The 25,245-nt window shown below is 26.2% G+C and carries 28 protein-coding genes, 1 tRNA gene, 4 pseudogenes and 1 riboswitch; of the genes and pseudogenes, 21 read left to right on the forward strand and 12 right to left on the reverse strand.

The window, feature by feature from the left end; genetic code table 11:
* Positions 1–21: 21 nt before the first annotated feature.
* From ACUN06_RS06285 to ACUN06_RS06300, 4 genes are all read right to left on the reverse strand, one after another.
* On the reverse strand, positions 22–186 hold the full coding sequence (locus tag ACUN06_RS06285) for a hypothetical protein (protein WP_449390227.1): 165 nt from the start codon (positions 184–186) through the stop codon (positions 22–24).
* A gap of 164 nt (positions 187–350) precedes the next feature.
* On the reverse strand, positions 351–1,103 hold the full coding sequence (gene dapB / locus ACUN06_RS06290; protein ID WP_294367202.1) for a 4-hydroxy-tetrahydrodipicolinate reductase: 753 nt from the start codon (positions 1,101–1,103) through the stop codon (positions 351–353).
* A gap of 14 nt (positions 1,104–1,117) precedes the next feature.
* The gene (gene dapA / locus ACUN06_RS06295; protein ID WP_294367204.1) at positions 1,118–1,996 is read right to left on the reverse strand and encodes a 4-hydroxy-tetrahydrodipicolinate synthase; all 879 of its coding nucleotides are present in this window, start codon (positions 1,994–1,996) and stop codon (positions 1,118–1,120) included.
* A gap of 10 nt (positions 1,997–2,006) precedes the next feature.
* Complete coding sequence (locus tag ACUN06_RS06300; protein WP_291732831.1) at positions 2,007–3,002, reverse strand: aspartate-semialdehyde dehydrogenase; 996 nt, start codon at positions 3,000–3,002, stop codon at positions 2,007–2,009.
* 174 nt (positions 3,003–3,176) lie between these two features.
* A riboswitch (Lysine riboswitch) is annotated at positions 3,177–3,349 on the reverse strand.
* Positions 3,350–3,543: 194 nt separating this feature from the next.
* Between ACUN06_RS06300 and ACUN06_RS06305 the strand changes: the two genes are divergently transcribed.
* From ACUN06_RS06305 to hslO, 3 genes are all read left to right on the forward strand, one after another.
* The gene (locus ACUN06_RS06305; RefSeq protein ID WP_291732829.1) at positions 3,544–3,795 is read left to right on the forward strand and encodes a small, acid-soluble spore protein, alpha/beta type; all 252 of its coding nucleotides are present in this window, start codon (positions 3,544–3,546) and stop codon (positions 3,793–3,795) included.
* A gap of 105 nt (positions 3,796–3,900) precedes the next feature.
* A complete protein-coding gene (locus ACUN06_RS06310) occupies positions 3,901–4,638 on the forward strand; it encodes a class I SAM-dependent DNA methyltransferase (RefSeq protein WP_291732827.1) in 738 nt (245 codons plus the stop codon).
* A 16-nt stretch (positions 4,639–4,654) separates the two neighbouring features.
* Complete coding sequence (gene hslO / locus ACUN06_RS06315; RefSeq protein ID WP_449390228.1) at positions 4,655–5,539, forward strand: Hsp33 family molecular chaperone HslO; 885 nt, start codon at positions 4,655–4,657, stop codon at positions 5,537–5,539.
* Between the two features lie 25 nt (positions 5,540–5,564).
* Here the strand turns inward: hslO and ACUN06_RS06320 are convergent.
* Both ACUN06_RS06320 and ACUN06_RS06325 read right to left on the reverse strand, forming a co-directional pair.
* A pseudogene (locus tag ACUN06_RS06320) lies at positions 5,565–5,807 on the reverse strand (transposase); the annotation flags it as partial.
* 251 nt (positions 5,808–6,058) lie between these two features.
* Complete coding sequence (locus ACUN06_RS06325) at positions 6,059–6,493, reverse strand: hypothetical protein (protein WP_154821402.1); 435 nt, start codon at positions 6,491–6,493, stop codon at positions 6,059–6,061.
* Between the two features lie 117 nt (positions 6,494–6,610).
* On the opposite strand from ACUN06_RS06325, the gene ACUN06_RS06330 reads away from it, so the two are divergent.
* The 8 genes from ACUN06_RS06330 (at position 6,611) to istB (ending at position 12,786) form a co-directional block, all read left to right on the forward strand.
* Complete coding sequence (locus ACUN06_RS06330; RefSeq protein ID WP_177161351.1) at positions 6,611–7,417, forward strand: DUF6973 domain-containing protein; 807 nt, start codon at positions 6,611–6,613, stop codon at positions 7,415–7,417.
* 197 nt (positions 7,418–7,614) lie between these two features.
* Positions 7,615–7,929, forward strand: coding sequence for a helix-turn-helix domain-containing protein (locus tag ACUN06_RS06335; protein WP_154821400.1), 315 nt, complete (start codon positions 7,615–7,617; stop codon positions 7,927–7,929).
* A 62-nt stretch (positions 7,930–7,991) separates the two neighbouring features.
* Positions 7,992–8,138 (forward strand): hypothetical protein, encoded by a 147-nt coding sequence (locus ACUN06_RS06340; protein ID WP_177161352.1) that lies wholly within the window; start codon positions 7,992–7,994, stop codon positions 8,136–8,138.
* 37 nt (positions 8,139–8,175) lie between these two features.
* Positions 8,176–9,150 (forward strand): relaxase/mobilization nuclease domain-containing protein, encoded by a 975-nt coding sequence (locus tag ACUN06_RS06345; RefSeq protein WP_177161353.1) that lies wholly within the window; start codon positions 8,176–8,178, stop codon positions 9,148–9,150.
* Positions 9,151–9,192: 42 nt separating this feature from the next.
* Entirely contained in the window at positions 9,193–9,381 is a 189-nt protein-coding gene (locus ACUN06_RS06350) for a DUF5839 family protein (protein ID WP_291736383.1), read from the forward strand.
* 310 nt (positions 9,382–9,691) lie between these two features.
* Entirely contained in the window at positions 9,692–10,711 is a 1,020-nt protein-coding gene (locus tag ACUN06_RS06355) for a DNA-binding response regulator (protein ID WP_291736380.1), read from the forward strand.
* A 90-nt stretch (positions 10,712–10,801) separates the two neighbouring features.
* A complete protein-coding gene (gene istA, locus ACUN06_RS06360; protein WP_370778846.1) occupies positions 10,802–12,004 on the forward strand; it encodes an IS21 family transposase in 1,203 nt (400 codons plus the stop codon).
* Positions 12,005–12,021: 17 nt separating this feature from the next.
* Entirely contained in the window at positions 12,022–12,786 is a 765-nt protein-coding gene (istB, locus tag ACUN06_RS06365) for an IS21-like element helper ATPase IstB (protein WP_449389569.1), read from the forward strand.
* 1,068 nt (positions 12,787–13,854) lie between these two features.
* On the opposite strand, the gene ACUN06_RS06370 is transcribed toward istB, so the two are convergent.
* The gene (locus ACUN06_RS06370; RefSeq protein WP_291735737.1) at positions 13,855–14,442 is read right to left on the reverse strand and encodes a recombinase family protein; all 588 of its coding nucleotides are present in this window, start codon (positions 14,440–14,442) and stop codon (positions 13,855–13,857) included.
* Positions 14,443–14,662: 220 nt separating this feature from the next.
* On the opposite strand from ACUN06_RS06370, the gene ACUN06_RS06375 reads away from it, so the two are divergent.
* The 5 genes and pseudogenes from ACUN06_RS06375 (at position 14,663) to ACUN06_RS06395 (ending at position 17,255) form a co-directional block, all read left to right on the forward strand.
* Positions 14,663–14,992 (forward strand): DUF4158 domain-containing protein, encoded by a 330-nt coding sequence (locus tag ACUN06_RS06375; protein ID WP_291656889.1) that lies wholly within the window; start codon positions 14,663–14,665, stop codon positions 14,990–14,992.
* Between the two features lie 35 nt (positions 14,993–15,027).
* Positions 15,028–15,249: pseudogene (locus ACUN06_RS06380) on the forward strand (DUF4158 domain-containing protein); the annotation flags it as partial.
* 52 nt (positions 15,250–15,301) lie between these two features.
* On the forward strand, positions 15,302–15,550 hold the full coding sequence (locus ACUN06_RS06385) for a Tn3 family transposase (protein ID WP_277004262.1): 249 nt from the start codon (positions 15,302–15,304) through the stop codon (positions 15,548–15,550).
* Between the two features lie 180 nt (positions 15,551–15,730).
* Positions 15,731–16,093, forward strand: a complete 363-nt coding sequence (locus ACUN06_RS06390) for a BlaI/MecI/CopY family transcriptional regulator (RefSeq protein WP_277004260.1) — start codon at positions 15,731–15,733, stop codon at positions 16,091–16,093.
* Between the two features lie 4 nt (positions 16,094–16,097).
* Positions 16,098–17,255, forward strand: coding sequence for a M56 family metallopeptidase (locus ACUN06_RS06395; protein ID WP_277004257.1), 1,158 nt, complete (start codon positions 16,098–16,100; stop codon positions 17,253–17,255).
* A 347-nt stretch (positions 17,256–17,602) separates the two neighbouring features.
* Here ACUN06_RS06395 and ACUN06_RS06400 read toward each other — a convergent pair whose 3' ends face one another.
* Entirely contained in the window at positions 17,603–18,100 is a 498-nt protein-coding gene (locus ACUN06_RS06400) for a peptidoglycan-binding domain-containing protein (protein ID WP_277004254.1), read from the reverse strand.
* Positions 18,101–18,612: 512 nt separating this feature from the next.
* Between ACUN06_RS06400 and ACUN06_RS06405 the strand changes: the two genes are divergently transcribed.
* Positions 18,613–19,206 carry a recombinase family protein gene (locus tag ACUN06_RS06405; RefSeq protein WP_277004250.1) on the forward strand — a complete coding sequence of 198 codons (594 nt, stop codon included), beginning with the start codon at positions 18,613–18,615 and terminating at the stop codon, positions 19,204–19,206.
* Between the two features lie 211 nt (positions 19,207–19,417).
* Positions 19,418–20,305, forward strand: a pseudogene (locus ACUN06_RS06410) (IS4 family transposase); the annotation flags it as partial.
* Between the two features lie 499 nt (positions 20,306–20,804).
* Here the strand turns inward: ACUN06_RS06410 and ACUN06_RS06415 are convergent.
* Complete coding sequence (locus ACUN06_RS06415) at positions 20,805–21,026, reverse strand: hypothetical protein (RefSeq protein ID WP_277004249.1); 222 nt, start codon at positions 21,024–21,026, stop codon at positions 20,805–20,807.
* A gap of 284 nt (positions 21,027–21,310) precedes the next feature.
* On the opposite strand from ACUN06_RS06415, the gene ACUN06_RS06420 reads away from it, so the two are divergent.
* Together ACUN06_RS06420 and ACUN06_RS06425 are read left to right on the forward strand one after the other, a co-directional pair.
* On the forward strand, positions 21,311–21,661 hold the full coding sequence (locus tag ACUN06_RS06420; RefSeq protein ID WP_277004246.1) for an SH3 domain-containing protein: 351 nt from the start codon (positions 21,311–21,313) through the stop codon (positions 21,659–21,661).
* Positions 21,661–22,596, forward strand: coding sequence for a M28 family peptidase (locus ACUN06_RS06425; RefSeq protein ID WP_291735992.1), 936 nt, complete (start codon positions 21,661–21,663; stop codon positions 22,594–22,596). The genes ACUN06_RS06420 and ACUN06_RS06425 overlap by 1 nt, the downstream gene beginning before the upstream one ends.
* Before the next feature lie 78 nt (positions 22,597–22,674).
* Here the strand turns inward: ACUN06_RS06425 and ACUN06_RS06430 are convergent, their stop codons facing one another.
* Positions 22,675–23,130, reverse strand: a complete 456-nt coding sequence (locus ACUN06_RS06430) for a hypothetical protein (RefSeq protein WP_449390229.1) — start codon at positions 23,128–23,130, stop codon at positions 22,675–22,677.
* 457 nt (positions 23,131–23,587) lie between these two features.
* Here ACUN06_RS06430 and tnpA point away from each other — a divergent pair.
* A pseudogene (gene tnpA / locus ACUN06_RS06435) lies at positions 23,588–24,043 on the forward strand (IS200/IS605 family transposase).
* Positions 24,044–24,268: 225 nt separating this feature from the next.
* On the opposite strand, the gene ACUN06_RS06440 reads toward tnpA, so the two are convergent.
* Positions 24,269–24,340: transfer RNA gene (locus ACUN06_RS06440), tRNA-Cys, on the reverse strand.
* A gap of 125 nt (positions 24,341–24,465) precedes the next feature.
* Positions 24,466–25,167, reverse strand: a complete 702-nt coding sequence (locus ACUN06_RS06445) for a DUF6873 family GME fold protein (RefSeq protein WP_291734695.1) — start codon at positions 25,165–25,167, stop codon at positions 24,466–24,468.
* Positions 25,168–25,245 lie beyond the last annotated feature (78 nt).

Raw genomic sequence — 25,245 nt, forward strand, 5'->3', positions numbered from 1 at the left:
GAGTCAATTTGGCTCTCTTTTTTAGTTTCCATCAGGATTATAATGCTGACTAGATACTCCTTCTCTTTTAACCGATTTATGTTTTAAGTTAGGGTTATGATTATGACCTTCTTCAGTTAAAGGTGTTTGATAATTACATTTTTCCATTCGTGAAGTTTTATTATCAGGTTGGCTATCCTTTGGCATAATAAAATATTCCTCCTATATTTTAATAAATAATTTACAAACATAGTATGTGCATAATAAAGATATATTATATATCTAAATTTTAGCAGTATAAAAATCATTAATAATAAAATGAGGATTCAAATCAGAATCCTCATTTTACAAATTTATCTTAATATAATTTTCTATAGACCTAAAACATCATCCATATTGTATAATCCAGGTTTATTTATAGTCCCCATATATTCACATGCTTTTAATGCACCTATTGCAAAAACATCTCTTGAAATAGCTTTATGAGATAATTCAATAACTTCACCTGTACCAGCAAATATTACATCATGATCTCCAACAATAGAACCACCTCTTACAGCGTGAATTCCAATTTCATTTTTTTCTCTTTTTTTATGACCATCTCTACCATGAACATAATGAGTTTCTTCACTTATTGAATCCTTGATTGTATCAGCTAAAAGTAAAGCTGTACCACTAGGTGAATCTAATTTTTGGTTATGATGTTTTTCTATAATTTCAATATCGTAATTTCCATATAATAAAGGAGTTACTTTTCTTAATAAAGAATTAATTAAATTAATTCCTAAAGACATATTAGCAGATTTAAATAAAGGTAAAGTTTTACTTTTTTCATTTATTAAATCTAAATCTGCTTGATTATATCCAGTTGAACAAATTACTAAAGGTTTTTTTGTTTTTTCTGTTAATTTTAATAAACCATGTAATGTACTTACATTAGAAAAATCTAAAAGTACATCATATTTTATATTAACCTCTTCAGGTGTTTTAAATATAGGATAACTTAATTCTTGTGGAAATTTATCTATACCTCCAATTATTTCTAAATTTGGAAATTCATTTACCAAATTAGATATAACAGTACCCATTTTTCCACAACAACCGCTTAATAGTATTTTAACCATAAAATAAACTCCCTTTATACTAAATTATATTTTTTTAGTGTATTAACTAAAGTTTCTTCATTTTTAGTATCCATTTTATAAAGTGGTAATCTTAGTTTTCCAACATTCATTCCCATTATATTCATTGCTGTTTTTACTGGAATAGGATTTGTTTCAATGAATAAATCATTTATTAAATTTAAATACTTTAATTGTAAAGTAGTTGCATCGGAACAATTACCATCTAAATAAAATTGACACATCTCATGCATAGTTTTTGGAATGATATTTGCAGCAACAGATATTACTCCAATCCCCCCCAGAGACATTATTGGAACTATTTGATCATCATTTCCAGAATAAATATCTATTTTATCTCCACATAAAGCTTTCATCTTAGCAACTTGACTTAAATCACCACTTGCTTCTTTAATAGCTACTACATTATTAAGTTGTGTTAATCTTAATAATGTAGTCGGAGTTATATTCATATTTGTTCTACTTGGTACATTATATAATATTATTGGTGTTTTTACAGCATCATTAATTGCTTTAAAATGCATAAATAACCCTTCAGAATTTGTTTTATTATAGTAAGGTGTAATAACTAGTAAACCATCAACACCAACACTTTCTGCATAAAGACTCATTTCTATAGAAGTTTTGGTATTATTCCCACCAGTACCAGCAATAACAGGAATTCTTTTATTTACAGTATCAACTGTAAATTTAATAGCTTCCTTTTTTTCTTGTTCTGTCATTGTAGTAGCTTCACCAGTTGTACCACAAACGATGATAGCATCAGTAGATTCCTTTATATGCCATTCAATCAAATATTTGAACTTTTCAAAATCTATACCATTTTCATTAAATGGTGTAATTATAGCTACACCAGAGCCTTTAAAAATTGACATTATATTCCTCCTAAAGCCAGTTATTATTAATTAATACTTCGGCAATTTGTACAGCGTTTAATGCTGCTCCTTTTCTTATGTTATCAGCAACAACCCATAAATTTAGACCATTTTCTACACTAAAATCACGTCTTATTCTTCCAATATAAACATCATCTTTACCAGAAATTTCTAATGGGGTTGGATATTTTAATTCATTAACATTATCATATAATGTTAAGCCAGGTGTATTTTCAAAAAGTGTAAATATATCTTTTAATTCAAATGGATTGTTTAATTCAACATTTATACTTTCACTATGACTATTTAAAACAGGTACTCTTACAGTTGTAGCAGTTATTCTTAAATTTTCATCATGTAAAATTTTTCTTGTTTCATTAATCATTTTTTCTTCTTCCTTAGTATATCCATTATCTAAAAATACGTCTATGTGAGGAAGACAGTTACCTGCTATTGGATAAGGAAATTTTTTTGGAGCAATTCCTTTTAGGCCATCTTCTAAATCTGCAATACCTTGCATTCCAGCACCTGAAACAGCTTGGTAAGTTGAATAAATAATTCTTTTTATTCCATACTTATCTGCTAAAGCTTTTAATGGCACCATTGCTTGAATAGTAGAACAATTTGGATTAGCAATAATTCCATTATGATTTTTTAAATCCTCAGGATTTACTTCAGGAACCACTAAAGGAACAGTTTTATCCATTCTCCAAGCACTTGAATTATCTATAACAACTGATCCATAAGCTGAAAAAATAGGAGCAAACTTTAAGCTTATATCTCCACCTGCTGAAAATAAAGCAATATCTATTTTTTTATTTTTAATATTTTCTTCACAAGTATTTTCAACTAGATATTTTTGACCTTTAAATTCTAAATATGATCCAGCAGATCTTTGAGAAGCAAAAAGATATAAGTTTTTAATTGGAAAATTTCTTTCTTCTAATATTTCTAGAAATTTTCTACCTACATTACCAGTACTACCAACTATTGCAACATTGTACATTTTGGTTCCCCCTTTTTTATTCTTAATTTCTTATAAAGTATATATAAATTCAATAATAGAAAATTTTCTGTCCAAATTTAAGTTTTAATATGTGTAAATTTATTCAATAAACTTTTATTAAAAAAACCTTGAGTATCACTCAAGGTATATTGTATATATTAATACATAAAATCCTTAAATGATAGCTCACCACATAAAAATGTGACAGAAATATGCATATTATACATACCCCCAGTTATATAGCTGTAAAGCTTAGGCTATATACTTCGGCGATAAATCCTTTCTTATTATTTTAACATGCTTAAATCCATAATAATACTTTTAAGTACCGCACCTCTATCTATTTATAAACTTATATTACATAGATTATACCTTTTATATAGGAAAGTTTCAAGGAATATTTACTAATTAATGATATGCTTGATTTTTATGCTTAATTTTATTTTATGAATAGAACAAGAAAATTGCAACTAAGTATCTTGTATAAATATAAAAGATATGGGAGAAAATATTTTTAGAAATTTATATAGGGGGAATTTTTATGAGTAAAACACCACTAAAGAAGATTATTAAGTCAAAAATTAGAACTAATAAGGAGTTAACACCACAAGAAAAAATGAGAGAAAAAATAAAATATGAAATAGCAGAAGAATTGGGGTTAAGTCAAAAAGTTGATGAATGTGGATGGGGAGGACTTACATCTGAAGAAACTGGTAGAATTGGAGGAATCATGACAAAGAGAAAAAAAGAATTAAAGCTTCCAACTAATGATCAAATATTAGGAAGAAAATAATGGATTGACTTAGTATTTGTTATCATAGTAATATAAAACATAGAAATTAAAATTCTAAAAATAAGAATTTTTCTCACAATATTAAATAAGTGAGGGGGGGATATTATGGCTTATGGCGAATTTGCAAAGATATATGATGAGTTAATTAATGAAGATATAAATTATAATGAAATGGTTGATTTTATATTAAAGGTTTGTAATGAAAATAATATAAAATTTAATGATTACCTTGATATAGCTTGTGGAACTGGTAATATAACAGTGAGATTAGCTAAACATTTTAAGGATATTTATGGAGTTGATTTATCAGAAGATATGTTAAGAGAAGCTTTTGATAAACTTAAGAGTGAGCGTATTAAAGGGAAAATAATATGTCAGGATATGACGGAACTTTCTTTAAATAGAAAATTTGATTTAATAACCTCTGTATTAGACTCTACTAATTATATTACAGATATTGAAGGGTTAAAAAAATATTTTAAAGGTGTCTATGATCATTTAAAGGATGATGGAATATTTATATTTGATATTAATTCTTATTATAAATTATCTGAAATATTAGGAAATAATATTTACACATATAGTGAAGAAGAAGTTTTTTATACATGGGAAAATGTATTTGAAGAAGATTTATTGTCTATGTTTTTAACGTTTTTTGTTAAAAAAGGTGATTTATATGAAAAAATTGAAGAAGAACATATTGAAAGAGCATATAAAGAGTCTGAAATAGAAGAAATATTACAAGAATTAAATTTAAATATAATTAATAAATTCGATGGATATTTGAATAATAATGTACAAGCAAATAGTGAAAGAATAGTTTATATAGTAAAAAAGAAATAACAGTTGGAGGTTAAATATGAGTGATAAAATAATTAGAGCAGTTGCAAAAGATGGAATGATAAGAATAATTGCAGGTACTACAACTAATTTAGTTGAATATGCAAGAGAAATACATGAGTGTACACCAGTAGCTTCAGCTGCACTTGGAAGATTACTAACAGCAGGAGCATTATTAGGTTCCACATTAAAATCAAAGGATGAAGTAATGACTTTAAAAATTGATGGAAGCGGAGATGCTAATGGAGTAGTTGTTACTGCATATGAAGGTGGTAAAGTTAAGGGATATATAGGTAATCCATATGGAGATTTACCATTAAACACAAATGGCAAACTTGATGTTGGTGGATATGTAGGGAAAAATGGTCAATTATTAGTTATTAAGGATTTAGGAATGAAAGATCCTTATGTTGGTCAAGTTCCAATACATTCAGGTGAAATTGCTGAAGATTTAGCATATTATTTTACTGTATCAGAACAAACACCATCAGCTGTTTCATTAGGAGTATTAGTTGATAAGGATTATTCTATAAAGGTAGCAGGTGGATTTATAATTCAAATGTTACCAGGTGCAGATGAATTCTTAGCTGATATAATCACTTATAGATTAGAGGAAATACCGTCATTAACTACTATGCTAAATGAAGGAAAAACTATGGATGATATTTTAGATTATATCTTTGGAGATATGGACTTAAAGGTATTAGAAGAAATGACTCCAGAATTTACTTGTGATTGTAGCAGAGAAAAGGTAGAAAAAGCATTAATTTCAATAGGTGAAAAAGACTTAAGAGAAATATATGAAGATGGTAAAAACGAAGAATTAAAATGTCATTTCTGCAATAAGACATATGTATTTACACCAGAAGATATAGGTGATTTATTATCAAAAATATCTAAATAATTTCAGTTTGTTGAAAAACCTCCTGTTAAAAAAACAGAGGGGTTTTGTTTACTAGTTGTGGATAAAGTTTGAAATACATAATATAATTAAAATTACTAATATAATATGAAAATAACAAAGATAGTCTTGTTGCTATCTTTTTCATATTCTGTACTGCTGCAGTTAGCAGACATTGTTCGGACACTTTTTCGTGTCCACGGAAGCGAGCATAGCGAAGCCCATGCAGATTTTTTGAATCTGCGAAGCTTCGCTCAACCGTTTCTTTTCTTACAGAGATTGAAGAAACTTATATGACTACAATTATTTCAACTAAAGAAAGTATAGGAAAATTTAATGTGGTGAAAATGTGATTTTACATGAAAGTTTACTGGAACTAAACTTATAGTGGTGTTTTTACCCCTTACAAATGGCTTAAAACCGTAAAATTTAAAATATAAAAATGAAAAAACTGCGTAGAAGAATAATTCTGCGCAGTTTTTTCGTTTAAATAGCTTGTTTATAAAGTTTAAGAAAAGTTTATTATTCAACGTTAATTGTAAATTTATATACTATATCTCCAGTATCATACCATCTGGCAGAAACACTATATGTATATGATCCTTTTATTTCTGGTGATTTGAAAGAATAGTTATTAATATCTATAGAATTATTATTATTAATTTGTTGAATTGAATATTCATGGGGAATTTCACTAAATTCTAAATTTATTTCACTTGACGGTGTTACTGTCAATGAATAATTTCTAGTCTTGTATTTTGTTAAATATTTTGTTTTTCCGTTGTAATTATAACTAGAAATACAACTATTTATCATTTCAGAATTACTTTTAATTTGTAAGTTAGGTATATCTAGATTTTTGTTTGAATTGTTTTTATTTGTAAAAACAATAGAGGCTATTAAGGTTATAGATAATAAGGTAATTATAAGACAAATAGTTTTTTTATTCAATTTCACAATATTACTCCTTTTATACATAAATTTAACATTTTTATTTAAGTTTTTACAAATATATGATACAATATTTTTGTAAAAATATCAAATTTATTACGTATTTAATAAGGGGGATTATTTATGAAAAAAACATTGATATCTACAATTTTGGCAACTGCATTAATATCTACAATGATAGCAACAGTGGCTAATGCCAGTGTTACTGAAGATAATATTTTAATAAATTTGAATAGTAGTGTTGAAACTAATATAGAGGAAATAGATTATGCATCTATGATAAGCTCTATTCAATTACCTGTTTTAGTTGAGAATTTGAAAACTTATATGGAGGAAAATCCAAATTTAACTGATGAAGAAATTAATAATTATTTTAAAAATTTAATAATTCAAAATTATGATGAAAGTTTAGTAGCTTTAGATAATATATCAATGTATGCATATGATTATGCGAATGCGTTACCAATAGTTTCATCTAGATTAGGTACTAATGAAAAAAAGGTATTTAATTCTAATCCTGCAAAGGGTGTTTTAGTTTTATCCAATGCTCAAGCTGCGATTACAATGACATCTCAACACTGGAAAAATACTCATGAATATCATAATGATAATGCAGATGCATTTAGACATACTCTTTGGAATGCATATAATGCACATGATTGTGGAGTATCTTACGCAAAACAATTTGCAGATGCACATGAAAAAGATAATCCTAATGATGCTCTTGAGAATCAAATGGATTTGTTTAATAATGCTTTAGGTAGAACTATTGGAAGTAGATCTTATTCAGGAAATTCATCTCAAGTTAGTTATGCAATTCGTCAGGCTGTTTTAAAAGCTGTAAAAAATGGAGAAGCAAGAAGATTTGTTGGTTCTGATATAGGAACTAAAAATACATTACAAAAAACTAATAGCAATGGAATTAAATAATACATTAGGAAGAATATCTGTTGAATAAAAGAGGAATTTAATCTAAGGTTATGGCTTCATCTGGTCGATGGGTTATAGCCTTTTTAATTTTTAACAATAATATTGTAATATTACAATAAAAAATAATTAGATAAACCATTGCAAACACAACAAAAATGTATTATCGTAATATTACGATAATACATAGAGGTGATTTTGTGGCTAGATTTAAATTAGATAGAAATACAATATCTGAAAAAAATAATAAAGAATTATCAGTTGATTTTTTAAAATCAGCTAATGAAGAGTTGATTAAAGAAAATAAAGCTTTGATTAAAGAAAATAAAGAGTTAAAGAAAAAAATAGAAGAGTTAGAATCAAGAGCTTTAATTAATCCAAGAAAAGTAACAGATGAACAAGTTAAAAAAATTAAAGAGCTTAGAGCTTCTGGATTAAGTTACAGAGCAATAGTAAAAGAAATTGGATTAAGCACTTGTACAATCCAAAGAGCTTTAAAAGGTATTTATGATTAGTATTAATTGGTAATAATACAGTAATACAAATAAAAAAGAATTTATTATAAGGAGAGGTTAAAATGAATTATTTAATTCCAGAAGAGATTAAAAATCAAATATTAGAACTCAAAAAAACTATGGAAAGAATTAAACTAGATGGATTAAATTTTGAATATAATCAAAATCCATACGGAGATGTAGAGATACATATAATGGAGTTTAAGTAGCATTGGGAAGTTAGAGTGGTTAATAAGTGTAAAGTTTGTGGTAACACATAAAGATAAAGAACATATACATAACCATTTAGTGGTTAATAGCGTTAGTTTTGAAAATGGACTAAAATACAATGCTAGTAATAAGAGCCTATGGGATATAAAAAGAGAAAGTAATAGGCTATGCGAGAGAGAAAATTTAAAGACTTTAGACCTAGATCATAAGGCAGAGAAAAGGATTAGTAGTGCCGAAAAGAGGATAATGGATAGAGGTCAAATCCCTTGGAAAGATGAGTTAAGACAGATAATAGATATAGCAAGGGAGAGAACAAAGGATTTACAAAGCTTTAGGGAGTTTTTAGAGAAAAACTTTGAGATAGAAACTAGAGTAACAAAAAACAGTATAAGTTATAAGCACCCCGACCATGGTAAAGCAATTAGGGGCAGGAGCTTAGGAGATAAGTACAATAAGGAGGAATTAGAGAATGAGTTTAATGGACAAGAAAAATCAATTTTTAGAAATGGAGCAAATGAACGAGGTAGAGCCAAAGGAAATTCAGCCTTCGGATATGAAGGAATTTCAGACCTTGATAAAGAATTTGAACGCAGAGCAGACAGTCTTGAACAACAGATTAATAAAGACCATAGACTTAATCGAGAAAGAGAGAGAGCTATACAAGAGCAACGAGAAAATAAGAGAAGAGAAGAACAAGGAACTAAGCGAGAAAACACAAGAAGCCTTCAAGATGATGACAAAGAAATCAGAGGAATTGAAAGAGCTTCATCAAGAGAAGTTAGAAAAGGCTTTGAAGGAAGTAGAAAATATCAAGAAATATCACATGGAAATGATGAGAGTATTAAGTCAAACAGTAGCTCAAGTAGAGAGAATAGACAAACTGAATTGGAAGGACAGAGTAAAACAATATGCAATTCAAATGGGAATAACGCTAGGAGCAATATTGATAATTCTAGGAGCATACCAGTTAATAAACCTAATAAAGTAAGAGATTGGGATATGGAAAGATAATACTATATTTGTTATATAGCTAAGATAATAGGAGGGAAATTTATGAAAGTTATAGAGGGATTTCATATTAAAAAAATTCAAAGAGGAACTAAAAAGGGACAAGACTATATAAACCATAACAAGAGGTATGTGTGGAAGATACCAGAAAGACTGGAAGGTCAAATAGAGAAAGGTGATATTGTTTGGGTTCACGCTAAAAAAGACAATAAGATATTAAAGCTAGAGTTTTAGTGGTAGATGTATTAGAGAATAATGATGGAGCATTAAGGAGTGTTATAAAGATTGCTAAGAAATGCAATAAATAGTGTAATATTCGATATATATCTAATATGATATTTACTTTTCAATTTTACTATAAGGGGCATTTGGCCCTTTTTCTAAAAATAAAAAAGGTACCAAATTTTAAGAGCTATATGGAGGAGCTTACACTGTAGGTAAATTATATTATACCTTGTTGTCAATAGATGGAATAAAATTCATTGTCTAACAGGTAAATATAAAGTAAAATAAAATAAAATAGTCCAACAAAGGAGGTGAAGTAATGGTACAAGCAGTAAGAGAATTAGATAGATATAGTAAATCAGAAATTGAAGAATGTTCAGAGCTATTGAAATATATTTATGTGAATAATGATGAATGTTTTGTAAGGGTTTTGAATAAGACTACAGGAAAAAATAAAGTATATCCAACAAGCTCATTAAAAGACCCAATGAAGTTAAGACAAGTAATTAACTCATTTGGTAGAGAAGATATATTATTTAGCTTAAATCCATTTAGAACTATGGATAGAGCTACAAGGAGCAATCTATTTTGTATCAATGCAATTCCAGTTGATGTTGATTATAAAAATATTAAGGAGCTTAAAGATTTAGAGCCACATCAAGTAATTAAATTATTAGAAATGGACTTCTTTGAGAGGAAGATACCTACCCCTAACTTTGTAGAGTATGGAAATCAAATAAGACTTATATATAGCGTTGAAACTTGCTATATACCTAAGTTTAGGGATAATGTGGTAACACTAGCTAGAAGAATTTCAGAGGTGTTCTCACAAGAGTTAAAAGAGTATGGAGCAGAAAAGCAGAACCTAGAAAGTTATTTTAGAATACCAGGAAGTATTAACACTAAGAATGGAGCAGAGATTAAAGTATTTTCTTATGATGATTCAGTAAGATATACTCTAAACGAATTACAAGAGCTATGGCTTGATGAATTACCTAAGTGGTATAAGAAACGTAAAGGGCGTGTAAAAGCTCCTAAAAAGGTTGTGAAGCTACATAATGTTTATTCTTTAAACTGTAATAGGTTAATGGATTTTGAGAAGATACAGAGCCATTTAAACAGTATTGGAGTAACAGAGCTTAGGTCAAGGTTATGTTTCTTGTATAGAAATTATATTTTAATAAAAAATAAATATCAAAATGGAGAGCTTAAATCGGAAGATTATGAGTTAGCCAAAGAGGAAATGTTGAAGTTTAATAATAACTTTAATGAACCACTAAGAGGACACATAATAGAGAGTGCTACAAGGGTTGTAAACTATCGTCAGTATCTTTTGTAAATGATAATATAACAATGAACAGAAAATGGAAAATAAAAATGTACAAAAATGATCATTAGTTATATCCTATTTATGGGAGGGATACTAATGATTATGAATTTACAAGGTCAATTAACTATATTAAAATCTATGAATATTAAACCTAACTTTTCAGAGTTAGCTAGAGAATATGATTTAGATCGAAGAACTGTGAAGAAATATTATGAGGGATATGAAGGTAAATCAAAAACTAGAAATAAAAGTAGTAGATTGGATCAATATTATATTGAAATAAAGGAAAAGCTTGCCATAAATGGCGTTACGATAAATGGAGTATATCAATATTTTAAAGATAAATATGGTGATATAGGAACTTATTCAAATTTTAATAAATATGTAAAACTTAAAAACCTGAAACCAAAGAAAGCCATAAGAGGACATGCTAGATTCGAAACACCGCCTGGCAAGCAAGCCCAAGTTGATTGGAAGGAAGATATTAAGTTAACTTCAAAATATGGTGAAGTTTTTATTTTCAATGTATTTTCTTATAAGTTAGGAAATTCAAGATTCTGTTGTTTTACTTATAAAAAAAATAAAACACAACAAGATGTATTTGAAAGCCTAATAGAATCTTTTAAAATGACAGGAGGTGTTCCTAAGGAAATTTTATTTGACAATATGAAAACAGTTGTTGATATAACTAAAGATGGAAGAAAAATAAATAGCAAGCTAAAAGCTTTTGCGGATGACTTTGGATTTAAAATTACATTGTGTAAACCAAGGCATTCTTATACCAAAGGAAAAGTAGAATCTGCAAATAAATTTGTAGAATGGATATTACCTTATGATGGAGAATTTGAAAATGAATCAGACATCATTGAACTGCTTCAAAGAATAAATTCTAAGGTTAATCAAGCACCAAACCAAGCAACTAACATTCCACCTATATTATTATTTCAAAAAGAAAAGGAGTATCTACTTCCCTTACCAAGTAATCATATCATAGAATCCTATATGAACTACGACCGTCAAACCAAAGTTCATAAGGATTCACTAATAACTTATAAAGGAAGTAAATACTCTGTACCACCTAAATATATAGGTAAATCTGTAACTCTTAGAAGAATAGATAAAGAATTACAAATATATTTTAACACAGATTTAATTTCAACACATCAATTAAGTGATAATAAGATTAATTATAATGAGTGTGATTATAAAGAAATTTTAGGATCAGTGTTAAAAAATAAGAGTACGGATGATATAGAATCGCTAGCGGAAGCTAATTTAAAACAGTTTGATGCTTTTTTATAATTAAATAGGAGGATAATATGAATAACTATGTTAAATTACTAAATAATCTTGAGGAGTTAGGATTGCTTAATATCAAAGCTAGTATTGATAAATATATAGATCTAATTAACTCTGGAAATAAAAGTATTGTTGATGCTCTTTATGAGTTAAGTAATTTAGAAATTAATGCAAAATCTGATAGAGCTATGCAGGCATGTGTAAAAGTTGCTAACTTTCCATTTTTAAAGGAAGTTACAGATTTTGATTTTGATTTTCAACCTGCAATAAATAAGCAGCAGATACTTGATTTAATGACTTTAAGATTTATAGAAAATAAAGAAAATATATTATTTGTAGGATCATCCGGCGTGGGTAAAACCCACCTGGCGACCTCTATTGGAATAGAATGTGCTAAGCATCGATATTCAACATATTTTATATCTTTTCAGGATTTAATTTCTCAATTAAAGAAAGCTTTATCTGAAAATAGATTAGATATAAGACTTCGTCATTTTTGTAAATATAAGATTTTAATAATAGATGAAATAGGATATTTACCTATAGATATTGATGCAGCAAATCTTTTCTTTCAATTAATATCTAAAAGATATGAAAAACATTGTACAATAATAACTACTAATACTAATTTTTCTAAATGGTCTGATATTTTTGGAAATTCCGTTATCGCAAATGCGATATTAGATAGACTTTTACATCACTCTCATATTATATCTGTAAAAGGACCTTCTTATAGAACTAAATCAAAATTAGAACATTTAGAAAGCCCTTTGACTAAGATGTAAATTCTAATTATTGTACATAATTATTTTCCACTTTTTATACAAAAATATATTGACATTTACAGTACCAAAGTGGGAAAGTGAAGAAAAAGAACTTGATAATGGTTAAAAACTTTAAGTATCTAGATATTGATACATGTGAATATTAACTTCTAAATAAAGATATTCTTTTAAGAGAATAGATTTTAAAACCACGTTTTCGTAGTCGTTATGTGAAATTATAAGGTGAGCTAAAAATTATATATATATTATTAAATTGGAGCTTAAAATATATTCTAGGAATTGGTGAAATTCTAACTGGAAAAGTTATTAATAACATTAAATTTTACAACTCATTCAGGTAGTAATTATATCGCAAAGTTTGAGGATATCAATATAAAGCTTATTAATGGTATAGAGTATATGTTTAATTTGCTTAATATTTCTAAAGAGTACTTTGATATTTTTAAAAAATTGTATAAGGATAAGAAAAAATATGTTCGTGGGATTTTAAAACCAAATGAATTATATACAGAGATTATTGGTATAGTTTAAAAAAAATCATTTTTTATGACAGATAAAAGGGAAATTAAATAAATTCCCTTTAAAGTGCATATAGGAGCTTTTCAAGATTCAGTTTTGATTACTGAATTTATTAATAACTATATTGATATAAGACGTTGGGATATTAGCAATAATACAATATGTTCATATCAATGGAATGAAGAATTAAAAAGTATTAAAATTTATAATTTAGGTAATTATATTATCTAAATTATAAATGAAGTAAAAGGATTTTATATAAATAAAGAACTCGATAAAATACAAATCGAGTTCTTTATTTATATTTAGAATACTACAGATTCGATCTATGTTTTCGAAAAGCTTCTATCGGTAAGTAGAAATAAAAAAGGCTTCGTTGTAAAATTATACTGGGTTTGCCGACCATAACTATAATACATGGAGGTATCCAATATTTATAAATTTATAGAAATATGTTTTATTATAATTATTTATTTGTATAATCTGAAAATGCGGATTTCACACGTTAAGAGCATTTTTTCCTGCTGATACCAAGGGTTTTCAGACTTTTTACAAACTATTCTTATGCTCTTTCAATAATTTATAATAAGTTGTTTTCTTTAACCCTAAAATTTCCATTGCTTTTATATTATTTATAGTTCTATTTTCAACTAATTTAATAACACTAGTCCACTCTTTAGGATATTCTGTTTTCTTACGTCCAAATTTAACCCCTTTTTCTAATGCTAGTTTAATTCCTTCTTTTTGTCTTTTCTCTCTTTTTTCAACTTCATCTTGGGCCATCATAGTATAAAGCTCAATTATTATATTATTAATGGTTTCTAACATCAAATTATCATTTGTATTTAATTGTGTGGTTGGGAGATTTAAAGCTACTAATCTAACATTATTTTCTTTAAAATATTGAATTTCCTTGAGAGTTAATCTTTTATTACGCCCTAATCTATCAAATTCATGTACTACTAATGTATCACCAGCTCTAAGTGCATCTTTTAACTTAATGTATTCAGGTCTATTAAAATTTTTTCCGGTTGATTTATCACAATAAATTCTTTCACATCCATAATTTTTAAGACTTTCTATTTGCCTATCTAAATTTTGTTCAGTAGTTGAAACTCTACAGTATCCTATTAACATATTTTCATTCCTTTCAATTTGATATTCATAAATATAATACACTACAATAGTTCATATAACTATAGAAATATTAACGAACTAAAAAATAAAATTTTTTAAAAGAAATTTTGAGAATTTTACTTACTTTTATATATATTAATTTTTAGTTCATTTTTGTGTACAAATATAAACTAAAAATTTGTTTTAAAATATTTGATTTGAAATATGGGGAGAAAATATTATGAGCATGCAACACAGAAGGGAATTATTTACAAAAGAACAAAGAAAACTTTTTATTCAATATCCTGAAGGAGAATGGAGTATAGGGTCTTACTATACATCTTCAAAATATGATTTAGAAATAATTATAAAACATAGAAAAGAAGAAAATAAACTTGAATTTGCATTTCAATTAGCTGCTTTAAGATATCAAGGATGGTCTTACAGTTTAAATAAAGAAATATCACTTGAGATAATTCGATATATAGCTAAACAAGTTGGTACAGTTCCTAAGGCTCTTAAACTATATGCATTGAGGAGTAATACTTCAAGAGATCATATAGAGAGTTGAAAAAGGAGTATGGCTATAGATAATTTTCAAATACTAACTATAAATTTTTATTAAAATACATTGTTAATTTAGCATTTGAAAATAGTGATTCTTTATTTTTAATGAAAAACTCTATAGAGTATTTGAGAGAAAAGAAAATTATATTACCTGCAATAACTACATTTAAAAATCTTGTATGGGAAGCAAAAAATGGGTCTGAAATGTTGATTATAAATACTATAGTAAGCTCATTAAATTCAAAAAAAGAAGTTAGATGATATAGTATTTTTACAATCAGAGAAATTAAAAGGAAAAACTATTTTAAGGTGGTTGAAAGAACCTATAGGTTCCCATTCTCCTGATAACTTTTTAAAAGTTATTGAAAAACTAGAGTATATACGCTCATTAAATTTAGAAAGAGCTATAAATTATAAAGAATCTATTGGTGAATATATTTATTATAATTTAATTATTCATATCTCACCTTTAGGATGGGAACACATAAATATATTAGGGGAATATACTTTTAATTTAAATGAGTTGGAAACTAAAGAATTACATAGACCATTAAACATATAAAAAAGTCTGAAAACCCTTGGTATCAGCAGGAAAAAATGCTCTTAACGTGTGAAATCTGCATTTTCTGGACGCTACCCCAATTAGTAAACAAACTATAAAATTAAAACTCCACTTGACACTATTACAATTGTCGTATATCATTAAAGTATGATAATTATCAGTTTATGAAAGGATTTTTTTATGAAAAAGTTACCTAAAACAGAATTTGAAATAATGAAGTTTATTTGGGGTAAAAATGAAAAATTACCAACTAAAGAGATTGGTGCTTATATGGAATTATTATTAGGTTGGAAATTAAGTACTACATCAAAAACACTATCAAGACTTGTTGACAAGGGATTTTTAACAACTGAACGTATAGGAAAACAGGTTTTTTATACAGCAATCATTAAAGAATATGATTATGTTAAATTTGAAACAAAAGATTTTTTTAAATTTTTACATGGGAAGTCGTTAAAAAGTATTATATCTACACTTGAAGACAGTAATGAAATTACTAATAAAGATTTAGCTGAACTTGAAGAATGGGTAAAAAATAGGTAATGATATGAAAGAGTTATTTTTTCAGGTTATAAATACAAGTATTTATACAAGTATATTCCTTATTTTGATTATATTATTTAATAATAAATTTTTAACTAAATATAGTCATAAATTTAATTATTCTATTTTAATCATTATAATATTAAGATTAATATTTATTATTAAAATAAATATTAATCTTCCAATAAATTATTTTTCAATATTAAAAGAGAATAACTTTAATAGTAAAATTTATTATATTGAACCATCAATAAGTAATTTAAGTTCCTTTGATTTTATTAATATTTTTTCTATACTTTGGATTATAGGAGTTTGTATAATAATTTTATATCATGTTTATTTTCAATTTATGTTTTATTTTAGAATAAAAAGAAATATAAATTGGAGTCAAAATAGCAAATTTCAAAAAATATTAAATGAACAAATTATAATTAATAAAATAAATTCAAATATTAATGTATATGTTGTGAAAGGTGTTCCAACACCATTTCTTATCGGAATAATAAAAAATGCAATAATAATTCCAGAAAATAATTATACAGAAGAAGATTTAAAGTGGATATTTAATCACGAACTTATTCATTTTAAAAGGAAAGACAACATCTTAAAGCTATTAATGATATTAGCTTTAGCACTTCACTGGTTTAACCCTTTAATCTATATTTTAAGAAGGCTTTTTTTTGAACAATGTGAATTATCTTGTGATGAGCAAGTGATAAAAGATGCTGAAATTAAAGAAATTAAAGAGTATTCATTAATATTAATAAATTCAATAAAATATAAAAATGAACTTAAAATATCATTAATGTCATCAAAATTTAGTAATAAAAAAATAAATATAATAAAAAGGAGAATTGAGAGTATGTTAAATTTAAAATCAAAGAAAAATGGACTATTATTTGGTGCATTTATATTTTTTGTAGTTGGAGGAACAATATTTTCATTTAATTCAAACAATGTATTTGCAGATACTCCTGAAGATAATGGAGTAAAAAATTATACATTTGTAGAAACACCAACAACTGCTCAAGAAATACCAAGAGAAACAGGGATTTCAGCAGTAACAATAAAAGCTGATTCTACAATAGTTGAATATAATGATGGTCAAATTAAGGAATTTGATAATAATGAATATAAGATTAATGCAACAGTATTAGAATAATATTATTACTTAAAATGAGGTTATCGAATTAACAGATAAAAGTCTGTGATCGATTCCTCTTTTTATATATTTAAACTATTTTGAAATATTTAAATCCACTATAAAAAGAGTGATTAAGTTATATATTTTTCTTAGTAGTTTCTTTTATTATTATAAAACTAATATCTTTATATACTTGAATAAATGTTTATTTTTTATTAATCAGATATCTTTTAATGATATTTTTTTAATATTAAAATATAGTATTTAAATTTCTTTATTTATTGAAATAGAAAAGGCTGTTCACTATATTAATGAAACAGCTCAATTTTACAATTTTAAATTATGTTGTATGATAAAAATAAGTATTATAAAACTATGGAAAGAGTTTTTCCAGAGCATTTAGAACCTAATATTGTCCAAGTTTGAGGTCCAGCAGTTGCATCAACAGAAAGTCCATTATCTCTTTGAAAATTAATTAAAGCTTGATGAGTCTTAGGTCCAAAAATTCCATCTGACGTTCCTGCATCATAACCTAATGCTTTAAGAGCCTCTTGAAGAACCTTAGTAGCTAATCCCGATGTTACATAATTATAGCCAATATATACAGATGAATCTATCTTTACAGTACCATTGATACATTTAAATGATGCAACAACATATTTAGGATTAACTAAATTATATTCAACAGAAGTTCCGTCTTTATATACAGTTACTCCTGGCATCTCCATTTGTTCTTCTAAGGTACCATATTTTTCATTGCCCCAATTTTCCTCAGGTGTATCCGCATAAGCTGTTAACGGTGTTAATAATGATGTTCCTATAATCCCTACAGCAACAATAAGTGATAAAACTTTTTTACTCATAAATTTCTCCTTCAATTTACAATATATTTGTTTTTAGTACAAGTACTTGTTTATTTAATTATAACCACTATAAAAGTAAAAGTAAATACAATTATTCAAAAAAATGACAAAAATAGAAAAATTAATATTTTAAGAAGCGTTAAGGTGGTAATTGATTCACCTTTTTTCAGCATTATCTCAATTTATTTTCTAAGTTTACTATTCATATAATATTTAATTGTATATTTTGTTTTTAGGAATATTTCTATTTCCTTTAAGCTCTTTGCTACTGCATGATTTATATTATAAAAGAGTCTATTTTTGAATTATTAAAGATGCCTCAATCTAACATATTGAATAGATTCCACAAGTATCATAATCTAACACTTTTGGACTAAGGGTGTTTTTGGCTTGACATATATTTTTAATCAACGATAAAATAATACTTAATAAGGGGTCAAAAATTATGGTCAAAAGTAATGGTATAAATTTTTGTATTTGGGGACAAGTTTTGACCTTGATGGAGGGAAAATATGAATTATGGATATGCAAGAGTTAGTACAATAAAGCAAGGTAGTGGAAATTCTTTAGAAGAACAATTATCTACATTATTTTCTTCAGGTTGTGATGAAGTCATAGAAGAAAAGTTTTCAGGAAAAACTAACGATCGACCACAATTAAAATTATTATTGGATAAGTTGAAAGAAGGAGATACCTTCACAGTTACTAAGCTCGACAGATTTGCTAGGAGCTTAATAGATGGAGCTAAACTAGTACAAGAATTACTTGATAGGGGAATAAAGATAAATATATTAAATATAGGGGTAATGGATAATACCCCAGCTAGTAAATTAATAAGAAATATATTTTTATCTTTTGCTGAATTCGAAAGAGATATGATTTTAGAAAGAACAAGGGAAGGGAAGGAAATAGCAAGGACAAAAGATGGGTATAAGGAGGGTAGACCTAAAAAGTTTACTAAGGAGCAAATAGACTTAGCTTTATCTATGTTATCTGTAAATTGTGGAGATAAAAGTTATAACGAGGTTGAGAGATTAATGGGTATTAGTGTAAGCACATTAAAGAGAGAAAATAATAAACGTAAGTTAGATAAAATAAATAATTAGTATAAATAAGAAAGTGTTCCTCGGGAACACTTTCTTATTATTATTTTTTAGATATATATCAAAAGTTATCATAAGATATAAAATATTGTGGTGTATTGGAGAATTCATAAATGCAATAAATTACTCCAATAATTGTAGGGATAAGCAATAATGATAATAAAATAAATCTCATAAATTAATCCGCTTTTGGAAGTAAAGATTAGTTTTTAATAAATTAATAGCGGAAATTCAAGGAACTTTTCTAGAAAGAGTTATTTCAAAATATGATGGAAATTTTAGAAGTCAGCATTTTGATACCAAACCACATTTATATGCATTACTTTATTCTAATTTTATGAATTGTAAAAGTTTAAGAGAGTTACAAACTCAAATATCTCATAATAATAAATTGAAAAAATTTATTATTATACCAAGTGTTTCTCAATTTAGTAGAAAGAATGCATCTAGAGATAGTCGGATTTTTGAAGATATATTTTATTATCTTATATCTAAAGCTAAAAAACGTTTTGGAGAATATAAACTAATTAAAGATTTTCTTCCGCTTAAAATCATAGATTCAAGCGTAATCGTGACAGCATTAAAGTTAGCTCCATCACTTAAATTTGATGATGAAAAATCAGTAATGAAAATTAGTACAATGTTTAATGGTGAATATCCTGAATACATAAATATAGTTAAGGGTAATATTAATGATAGAAAATGTGTTGATAATATGTTTAGAGACAAAGATTGTATATATGTGTTTGATAGAGGATATTACGATTATAGATGGTATGATAAACTTACTGAAAATGGATTTAAATTTGTTACTCGTGGAGTCAAAAACTCAATAATAATGGAGGAAAAATTTTTAGGCTCAAATATAAATGAAGATATTTATGATACTGAGGTAATAATGGGCTCAACGCCTGGCGGAAATTTAACCTTTAATAAATATAGAGAAATTATGTGTTTTGATGAGAATGATGAAGCAATTACTTTTGTAACTAATATTTTTGATTTATCAAAAGAAGACATTATAAATATATATAAGAAACGTTGGGAAATTGAGCTGTTCTTTAAATGGAATAAACAAAATCTTAGAATTAAAAAATTTTAGGTTATAATGAAAATTCTGTTAGAATTCAGATTTTTTCAGCATTAACAACATATATGTTAATTTATTTATTTTGTAAAAAGCAAAATTTAGAAGTTAAATATAATATTCTTATTCTAACAATAATAATTCGATCAAATCTCCTTGAGATTTATTATAGAGGATTAATTACTTTAAGTGGATAAAATAATATAAAAAATTAAAAAAATTCTATTCAAAAATTGCACAAGTGCATGTTTTTTCAATTCATTATTTTTCCATATGAATAAAAAGTGAGTATTATCGAAAAAATTTCGTTAATACTCACTTTTACTTTAAAAGCAATAGTAATCTATTTCTTTAATACAACACTAAAATTCCGGGGAACACCTTTTTATTTTAATTTAATTATTATTCTAAAATAATAATAAGAAAGTGTTCTCGAGGAACGCTTTCTTATTTATACTAATTATTTATTTTATCTAACTTACGTTTATTATTTTCTCTCTTTAATGTGCTTACACTAATACCTATTAATCTCTTGTAATTTCTTATCAAGCTCACTAATCCTAAACTCCAAGCTCTTTGTTCCCTCAAATTTTTCTTTCTCTCTCAAAGCTTTTTCCTCTGTTGCTACAATTATAAACTCACTCATACTAACCTTTTTCTTTTTTGCTATATCTTTAAATAATTCTTTCTGCCCCGTATTTACCAGAATCTTGATATAGTCATTCTTTATAGCCATTGTTCCCAACTCTATAAATTCATTTAATCCCTTGTAATTTCTTTATTTAAATTAACTTAATGTAATTATATATATAAATTACTTATATGTTAAATAAACTTAATTATTTAAGAATTAAAATAGTTATCTTTTTCAATCTTTATTAATCTTTTTCAACTTTAAATCTTATATTTCATTGTAAAAAAATGATAAATAAAAAATCCATTTATATACTCTAATTTTACATATTTTTATTTAAATTTATGTTACCATTTATTTGAAAACAAATATTGGGAGGTTTTAAAATGAAGAAAAAAATATTAACATTATTACTATCATTAAGTATTATTGGTTCCAGTACAATTATTCCTACTATAAATACTAATGCAGAAACATTAGAAAATAATACTCAGCTTACTGAAATAGCTCCAAAAGAAGCTGGTGCATTTACAGTTACTGCTAATAGCGGTGCTAATTTGAGAACCGGGCCTGGTTTATCATACAAAATTATAACTGCATTTCCTAAGGGAACAGTTCTTTGGAGAGTTAATTATGGACCTACAACAGATTCTACTGGACATAAATGGTATAAAGTAAAAACAATTGATAATACCTATACTGGTTGGATCTCAGCAACTACTGGATATGCTAATTAATGAAAAAGTCTTTTAAATTATTTATAATTTTAATACTATTAATAGTATTATCTTATATTGTAATTAGAAATACTTCTAAAGTATCAACTCCTGCATCAAAAGTTAATAATATTCCAAATACAGAGGAAATTATTAATTATTTATGTTCTGAAACTATTAACGATAGAGCTATTGGAACTGAAGGTAATAAACTTGTCACAAAATATATTGAGAATTTATTTAAAGATCTTGAATTAAATCCAGTTTTTTCAGATTCCTTTTTAAATAATTTTTATTATGAATCTGAAAATCTTAACCTTTCTAATGTAGTTGGTAAACTTAATGGTACAAATAATAAGAAGGCCATTATAATCACTTCTCATTTTGATGCTTGGTGTAATGGTGCTTTAGATAATGCATCAGGAGTAGCAACTACTTTTAGAATAATTAATAAACTAAAAAAGGATATTGATACTATTCCATTAAAATATGACGTTATTTTTGTTATGACTAATGCTGAAATGGCTCAATTTATTGGAAGTCAAAATTTTGTTGAAGATATTATTCCTATTTATGATGATATATACAATATTAACATAGATTGTGTTGGTGCAAAAAGTGCAGGCCCACTTGCCCTCAAAAATATAAGTAGAATCGAAGATTCATCTATCTTATATGATTCTTTAAAAGAAACTTTAAAAGAAAATAATATTGAGTACTCTGATACATTTTCCACTGATAAAGTTGAGTATTTCTATAATAACAATTCTGGTGTAAGTGATTATTTTTCATTTGAAAAGAACGGTATTCCTAATATTCATATAGCTCAACAAGGAATATCAGATTTAATTTTAAATGATAATGATAACCCTGAAAACTTAGATTTCAACAAAATCGATATTTTAGGTGATACTTTAGCAAAATTTATTCAACAAATTAATTTAGATAGCCAATAAATTTTATACGATATATAAAATAAAAATATAACAATGAAAAAACTACGTAGAAGAATAATTCTACGCAGTTTTTTATTTCTAGTTAATATTATAACTTACAGTTACGTTAGCTTCATAATCTCCTGCTGATGATACATATTTATATGTAACAGATGTTTTAGTTCCACTTGTACTTGCATAAGTAGGAGACGCTGAACCGTATAAAGTTCTTATATTTTTAGGACAAGATGAAACAAGTTTTCCTGTATCAGAATATATTGTAAATTTAGCAGAAAAAGAATCTTGTTTAATCTTGCTTACTAAATAGCTATCTTTGTATTTAGTATCATTTTTGGTAATACTTACATCGGTAATACTTCCAGAAGTCCAACTACTAGTAGATGTACTTGCCAAAAGTTCTGCTTCACTTTGGATTTCTTGAGTAATTGTATTTGGATTATTTGTAGATATTGATGATGCAAATGTCATAGCACTTGATAAAGATGTAATTACAGGTATAGCCAATAATATTTTTAGATTTTTACTAAAATTCATAATAATACCCCCATAAAATATATATTTTTTATAATTTACATAATATAACAAAAATACAAAAAGGTAAATTATTTTTATAATATTATAATAAATCAATATTATTTAAAATTATACAAATAAATGTTAAAGTGTGAAGATAGAGTGAGCAAGGAGCAAAAGAAAGTAAAAGATATTAAATTGAAAATGGAGAGCCAAAGAGCTAAGAAGAAAATTGTTTTTAAAAACTTTTTTGATATAATCAAAAAATAAAGTGTACTTTGGCACTTTGGAAAATCTAACACAATAATTAGAGTGAATAGGTTAACTGTGAATTAAGCTATTCTTTTTGTATTGAGAATACCACAGATTTAACCTGTGGTTCTAAAAGCTTATAGCTATGAGTGAATAAAAAAATGCCTCCTTTAGAAAAATATTTTAGGTTTGCCAACTAAAATATTTTTCAAAGGAGGAGTCGTTAATGAACAACGACATAAGTAGTTTAGCAAATAGTAAATGAAATTGTAAATATCACATAGTATTTGCACCGAAGTATAGAAGACAAATAATATATGTAAAGATAAAATCTGATATTGGAATAATATTAAGAAAGTTATGTGAACAAAAAGGTGTTGAAATAATAGAGGCAAATGCTTGTAAAGATCATATTCATATGTTGGTTAGTATTCCACCTAAATTGAGCGTAGCTCAATTTATGGGATATCTTAAAGTAAAGAGTTCACTTATGATTTTTGATAGACATGCAAATATGAAGTATAAATATGGAAACAGGAAGTTCTGGTGTACAGGATATTATGTAGATACTGTTGGGCGTAATAAAAAAGTTATAGAAGAGTATATAAAAAATCAAATTCAAGAAGATATTGCATATGAGCAAATAAGCTTGAAAGAATACATTGACCCGTTTACGGGTTAGCCGGTAGAAAAAAGCAAAAAATAAAACCCATTCAGGGGTAGTTAGTGGCAATATGCAGTTGACAAACTTTTCAACGTACGATTAGCACAGCCAGCAACAAAACCTTTCAGGCGCAGAGCAAGGGTGGTCATGATTAACAAAAATGAGCTGTGCACTAATTATTTAGTTCGACAGCCCCTTATTAATTTATTAAATATTTTTGGTATATGATTTTAAATGTTAGAAAGGCGCCACCCAGATTTGAACTGGGGAATAAAGGTTTTGCAGACCTCTGCCTTACCACTTGGCTATAGCGCCAAATTTGTTTATATTTATATATATGTGAATTTAGAAAAAATATTCATAAAAAATTTAATTTATTAAAAGAATAAAATATAAATAATATTCAACAAATCTATATTATAAACGTAATATATAGGAGGTTATAAAAGTAATAAACTACCTCTATCAAAAAGTTTACTATCACGTAAATAAATAGGCTTAATATCATATTTGTATAAAAATTTTTTTACTTCATCACAAAAGGCGTATTTTTCTAATGAACCAAAAAACGCCATGGAATTAGAAGAAATCATTCCTCCTACACCTCCGATAAACCCATAATTTAATCCTGGAAGTTCAATATCTCCAAATGGAATTAATAATACATCAAAATTTTCTTTTATTAATGTTTTATAAATTCCCATATCGCTAGTAATAACAACCTTTTCTCTAAGTGGTAAAATAGAACATTTTGAATATCCTTGTTTTATATGAATTTGTTTTTTAGTTTTGCAATAGTTTATGATTTCTTTATCAGTAAAATTTAAATTATGTATTAAATAATTTGGGGTAATATAAGCATTTAAAGAGATATTTTCTGGATAATTTTTATTTAATGAATTGAAACTATTTATAAAATTAATTTCTTTTTCTTGAAGTATTTTTTTAAAATTATTATCAATATCTTTATTTAAAATTATTGTTTTAGTATCTGAATTTAAAATATTTAATTGAATATCAACATGACCATTAATTGCAGGATAAAGGTTATTATTACAAGGAACTTTTATTACATCAATATTTAAATTTTTTAAGGAATTTATTTCTTCATTTGAAGTTCTATAATCTATAAAAGCAATCATAATTTTTCTCCTTATACAAGTGTATTTATTATAAGATATAAAATATTTATAAAAAAATCAATATTTTATAATAAGTGT

Source organism: Clostridium sp. ETTB3 (assembly GCF_053571985.1).

Excerpts from the sequence above, each read along its gene's own strand:
- ACUN06_RS06285 (WP_449390227.1), bottom strand. The coding sequence starts at position 186 with ATGCCAAAGGATAGCCAACCTGATAATAAAACTTCACGAATGGAAAAA.
- dapB (WP_294367202.1), bottom strand. The coding sequence starts at position 1,103 with ATGGTTAAAATACTATTAAGCGGTTGTTGTGGAAAAATGGGTACTGTT.
- dapA (WP_294367204.1), bottom strand. The coding sequence starts at position 1,996 with ATGTCAATTTTTAAAGGCTCTGGTGTAGCTATAATTACACCATTTAAT.
- ACUN06_RS06300 (WP_291732831.1), bottom strand. The coding sequence starts at position 3,002 with ATGTACAATGTTGCAATAGTTGGTAGTACTGGTAATGTAGGTAGAAAA.
- ACUN06_RS06305 (WP_291732829.1), top strand. The coding sequence starts at position 3,544 with ATGAGTAAAACACCACTAAAGAAGATTATTAAGTCAAAAATTAGAACT.
- ACUN06_RS06310 (WP_291732827.1), top strand. The coding sequence starts at position 3,901 with ATGGCTTATGGCGAATTTGCAAAGATATATGATGAGTTAATTAATGAA.
- hslO (WP_449390228.1), top strand. The coding sequence starts at position 4,655 with ATGAGTGATAAAATAATTAGAGCAGTTGCAAAAGATGGAATGATAAGA.
- ACUN06_RS06330 (WP_177161351.1), top strand. The coding sequence starts at position 6,611 with ATGAAAAAAACATTGATATCTACAATTTTGGCAACTGCATTAATATCT.
- ACUN06_RS06340 (WP_177161352.1), top strand. The coding sequence starts at position 7,992 with ATGAATTATTTAATTCCAGAAGAGATTAAAAATCAAATATTAGAACTC.
- ACUN06_RS06350 (WP_291736383.1), top strand. The coding sequence starts at position 9,193 with ATGAAAGTTATAGAGGGATTTCATATTAAAAAAATTCAAAGAGGAACT.
- ACUN06_RS06355 (WP_291736380.1), top strand. The coding sequence starts at position 9,692 with ATGGTACAAGCAGTAAGAGAATTAGATAGATATAGTAAATCAGAAATT.
- istB (WP_449389569.1), top strand. The coding sequence starts at position 12,022 with ATGAATAACTATGTTAAATTACTAAATAATCTTGAGGAGTTAGGATTG.
- ACUN06_RS06370 (WP_291735737.1), bottom strand. The coding sequence starts at position 14,442 with ATGTTAATAGGATACTGTAGAGTTTCAACTACTGAACAAAATTTAGAT.
- ACUN06_RS06375 (WP_291656889.1), top strand. The coding sequence starts at position 14,663 with ATGAGCATGCAACACAGAAGGGAATTATTTACAAAAGAACAAAGAAAA.
- ACUN06_RS06390 (WP_277004260.1), top strand. The coding sequence starts at position 15,731 with ATGAAAAAGTTACCTAAAACAGAATTTGAAATAATGAAGTTTATTTGG.
- ACUN06_RS06395 (WP_277004257.1), top strand. The coding sequence starts at position 16,098 with ATGAAAGAGTTATTTTTTCAGGTTATAAATACAAGTATTTATACAAGT.
- ACUN06_RS06400 (WP_277004254.1), bottom strand. The coding sequence starts at position 18,100 with ATGAGTAAAAAAGTTTTATCACTTATTGTTGCTGTAGGGATTATAGGA.
- ACUN06_RS06405 (WP_277004250.1), top strand. The coding sequence starts at position 18,613 with ATGAATTATGGATATGCAAGAGTTAGTACAATAAAGCAAGGTAGTGGA.
- ACUN06_RS06415 (WP_277004249.1), bottom strand. The coding sequence starts at position 21,026 with ATGGCTATAAAGAATGACTATATCAAGATTCTGGTAAATACGGGGCAG.
- ACUN06_RS06420 (WP_277004246.1), top strand. The coding sequence starts at position 21,311 with ATGAAGAAAAAAATATTAACATTATTACTATCATTAAGTATTATTGGT.
- ACUN06_RS06425 (WP_291735992.1), top strand. The coding sequence starts at position 21,661 with ATGAAAAAGTCTTTTAAATTATTTATAATTTTAATACTATTAATAGTA.
- ACUN06_RS06430 (WP_449390229.1), bottom strand. The coding sequence starts at position 23,130 with ATGAATTTTAGTAAAAATCTAAAAATATTATTGGCTATACCTGTAATT.
- ACUN06_RS06445 (WP_291734695.1), bottom strand. The coding sequence starts at position 25,167 with ATGATTGCTTTTATAGATTATAGAACTTCAAATGAAGAAATAAATTCC.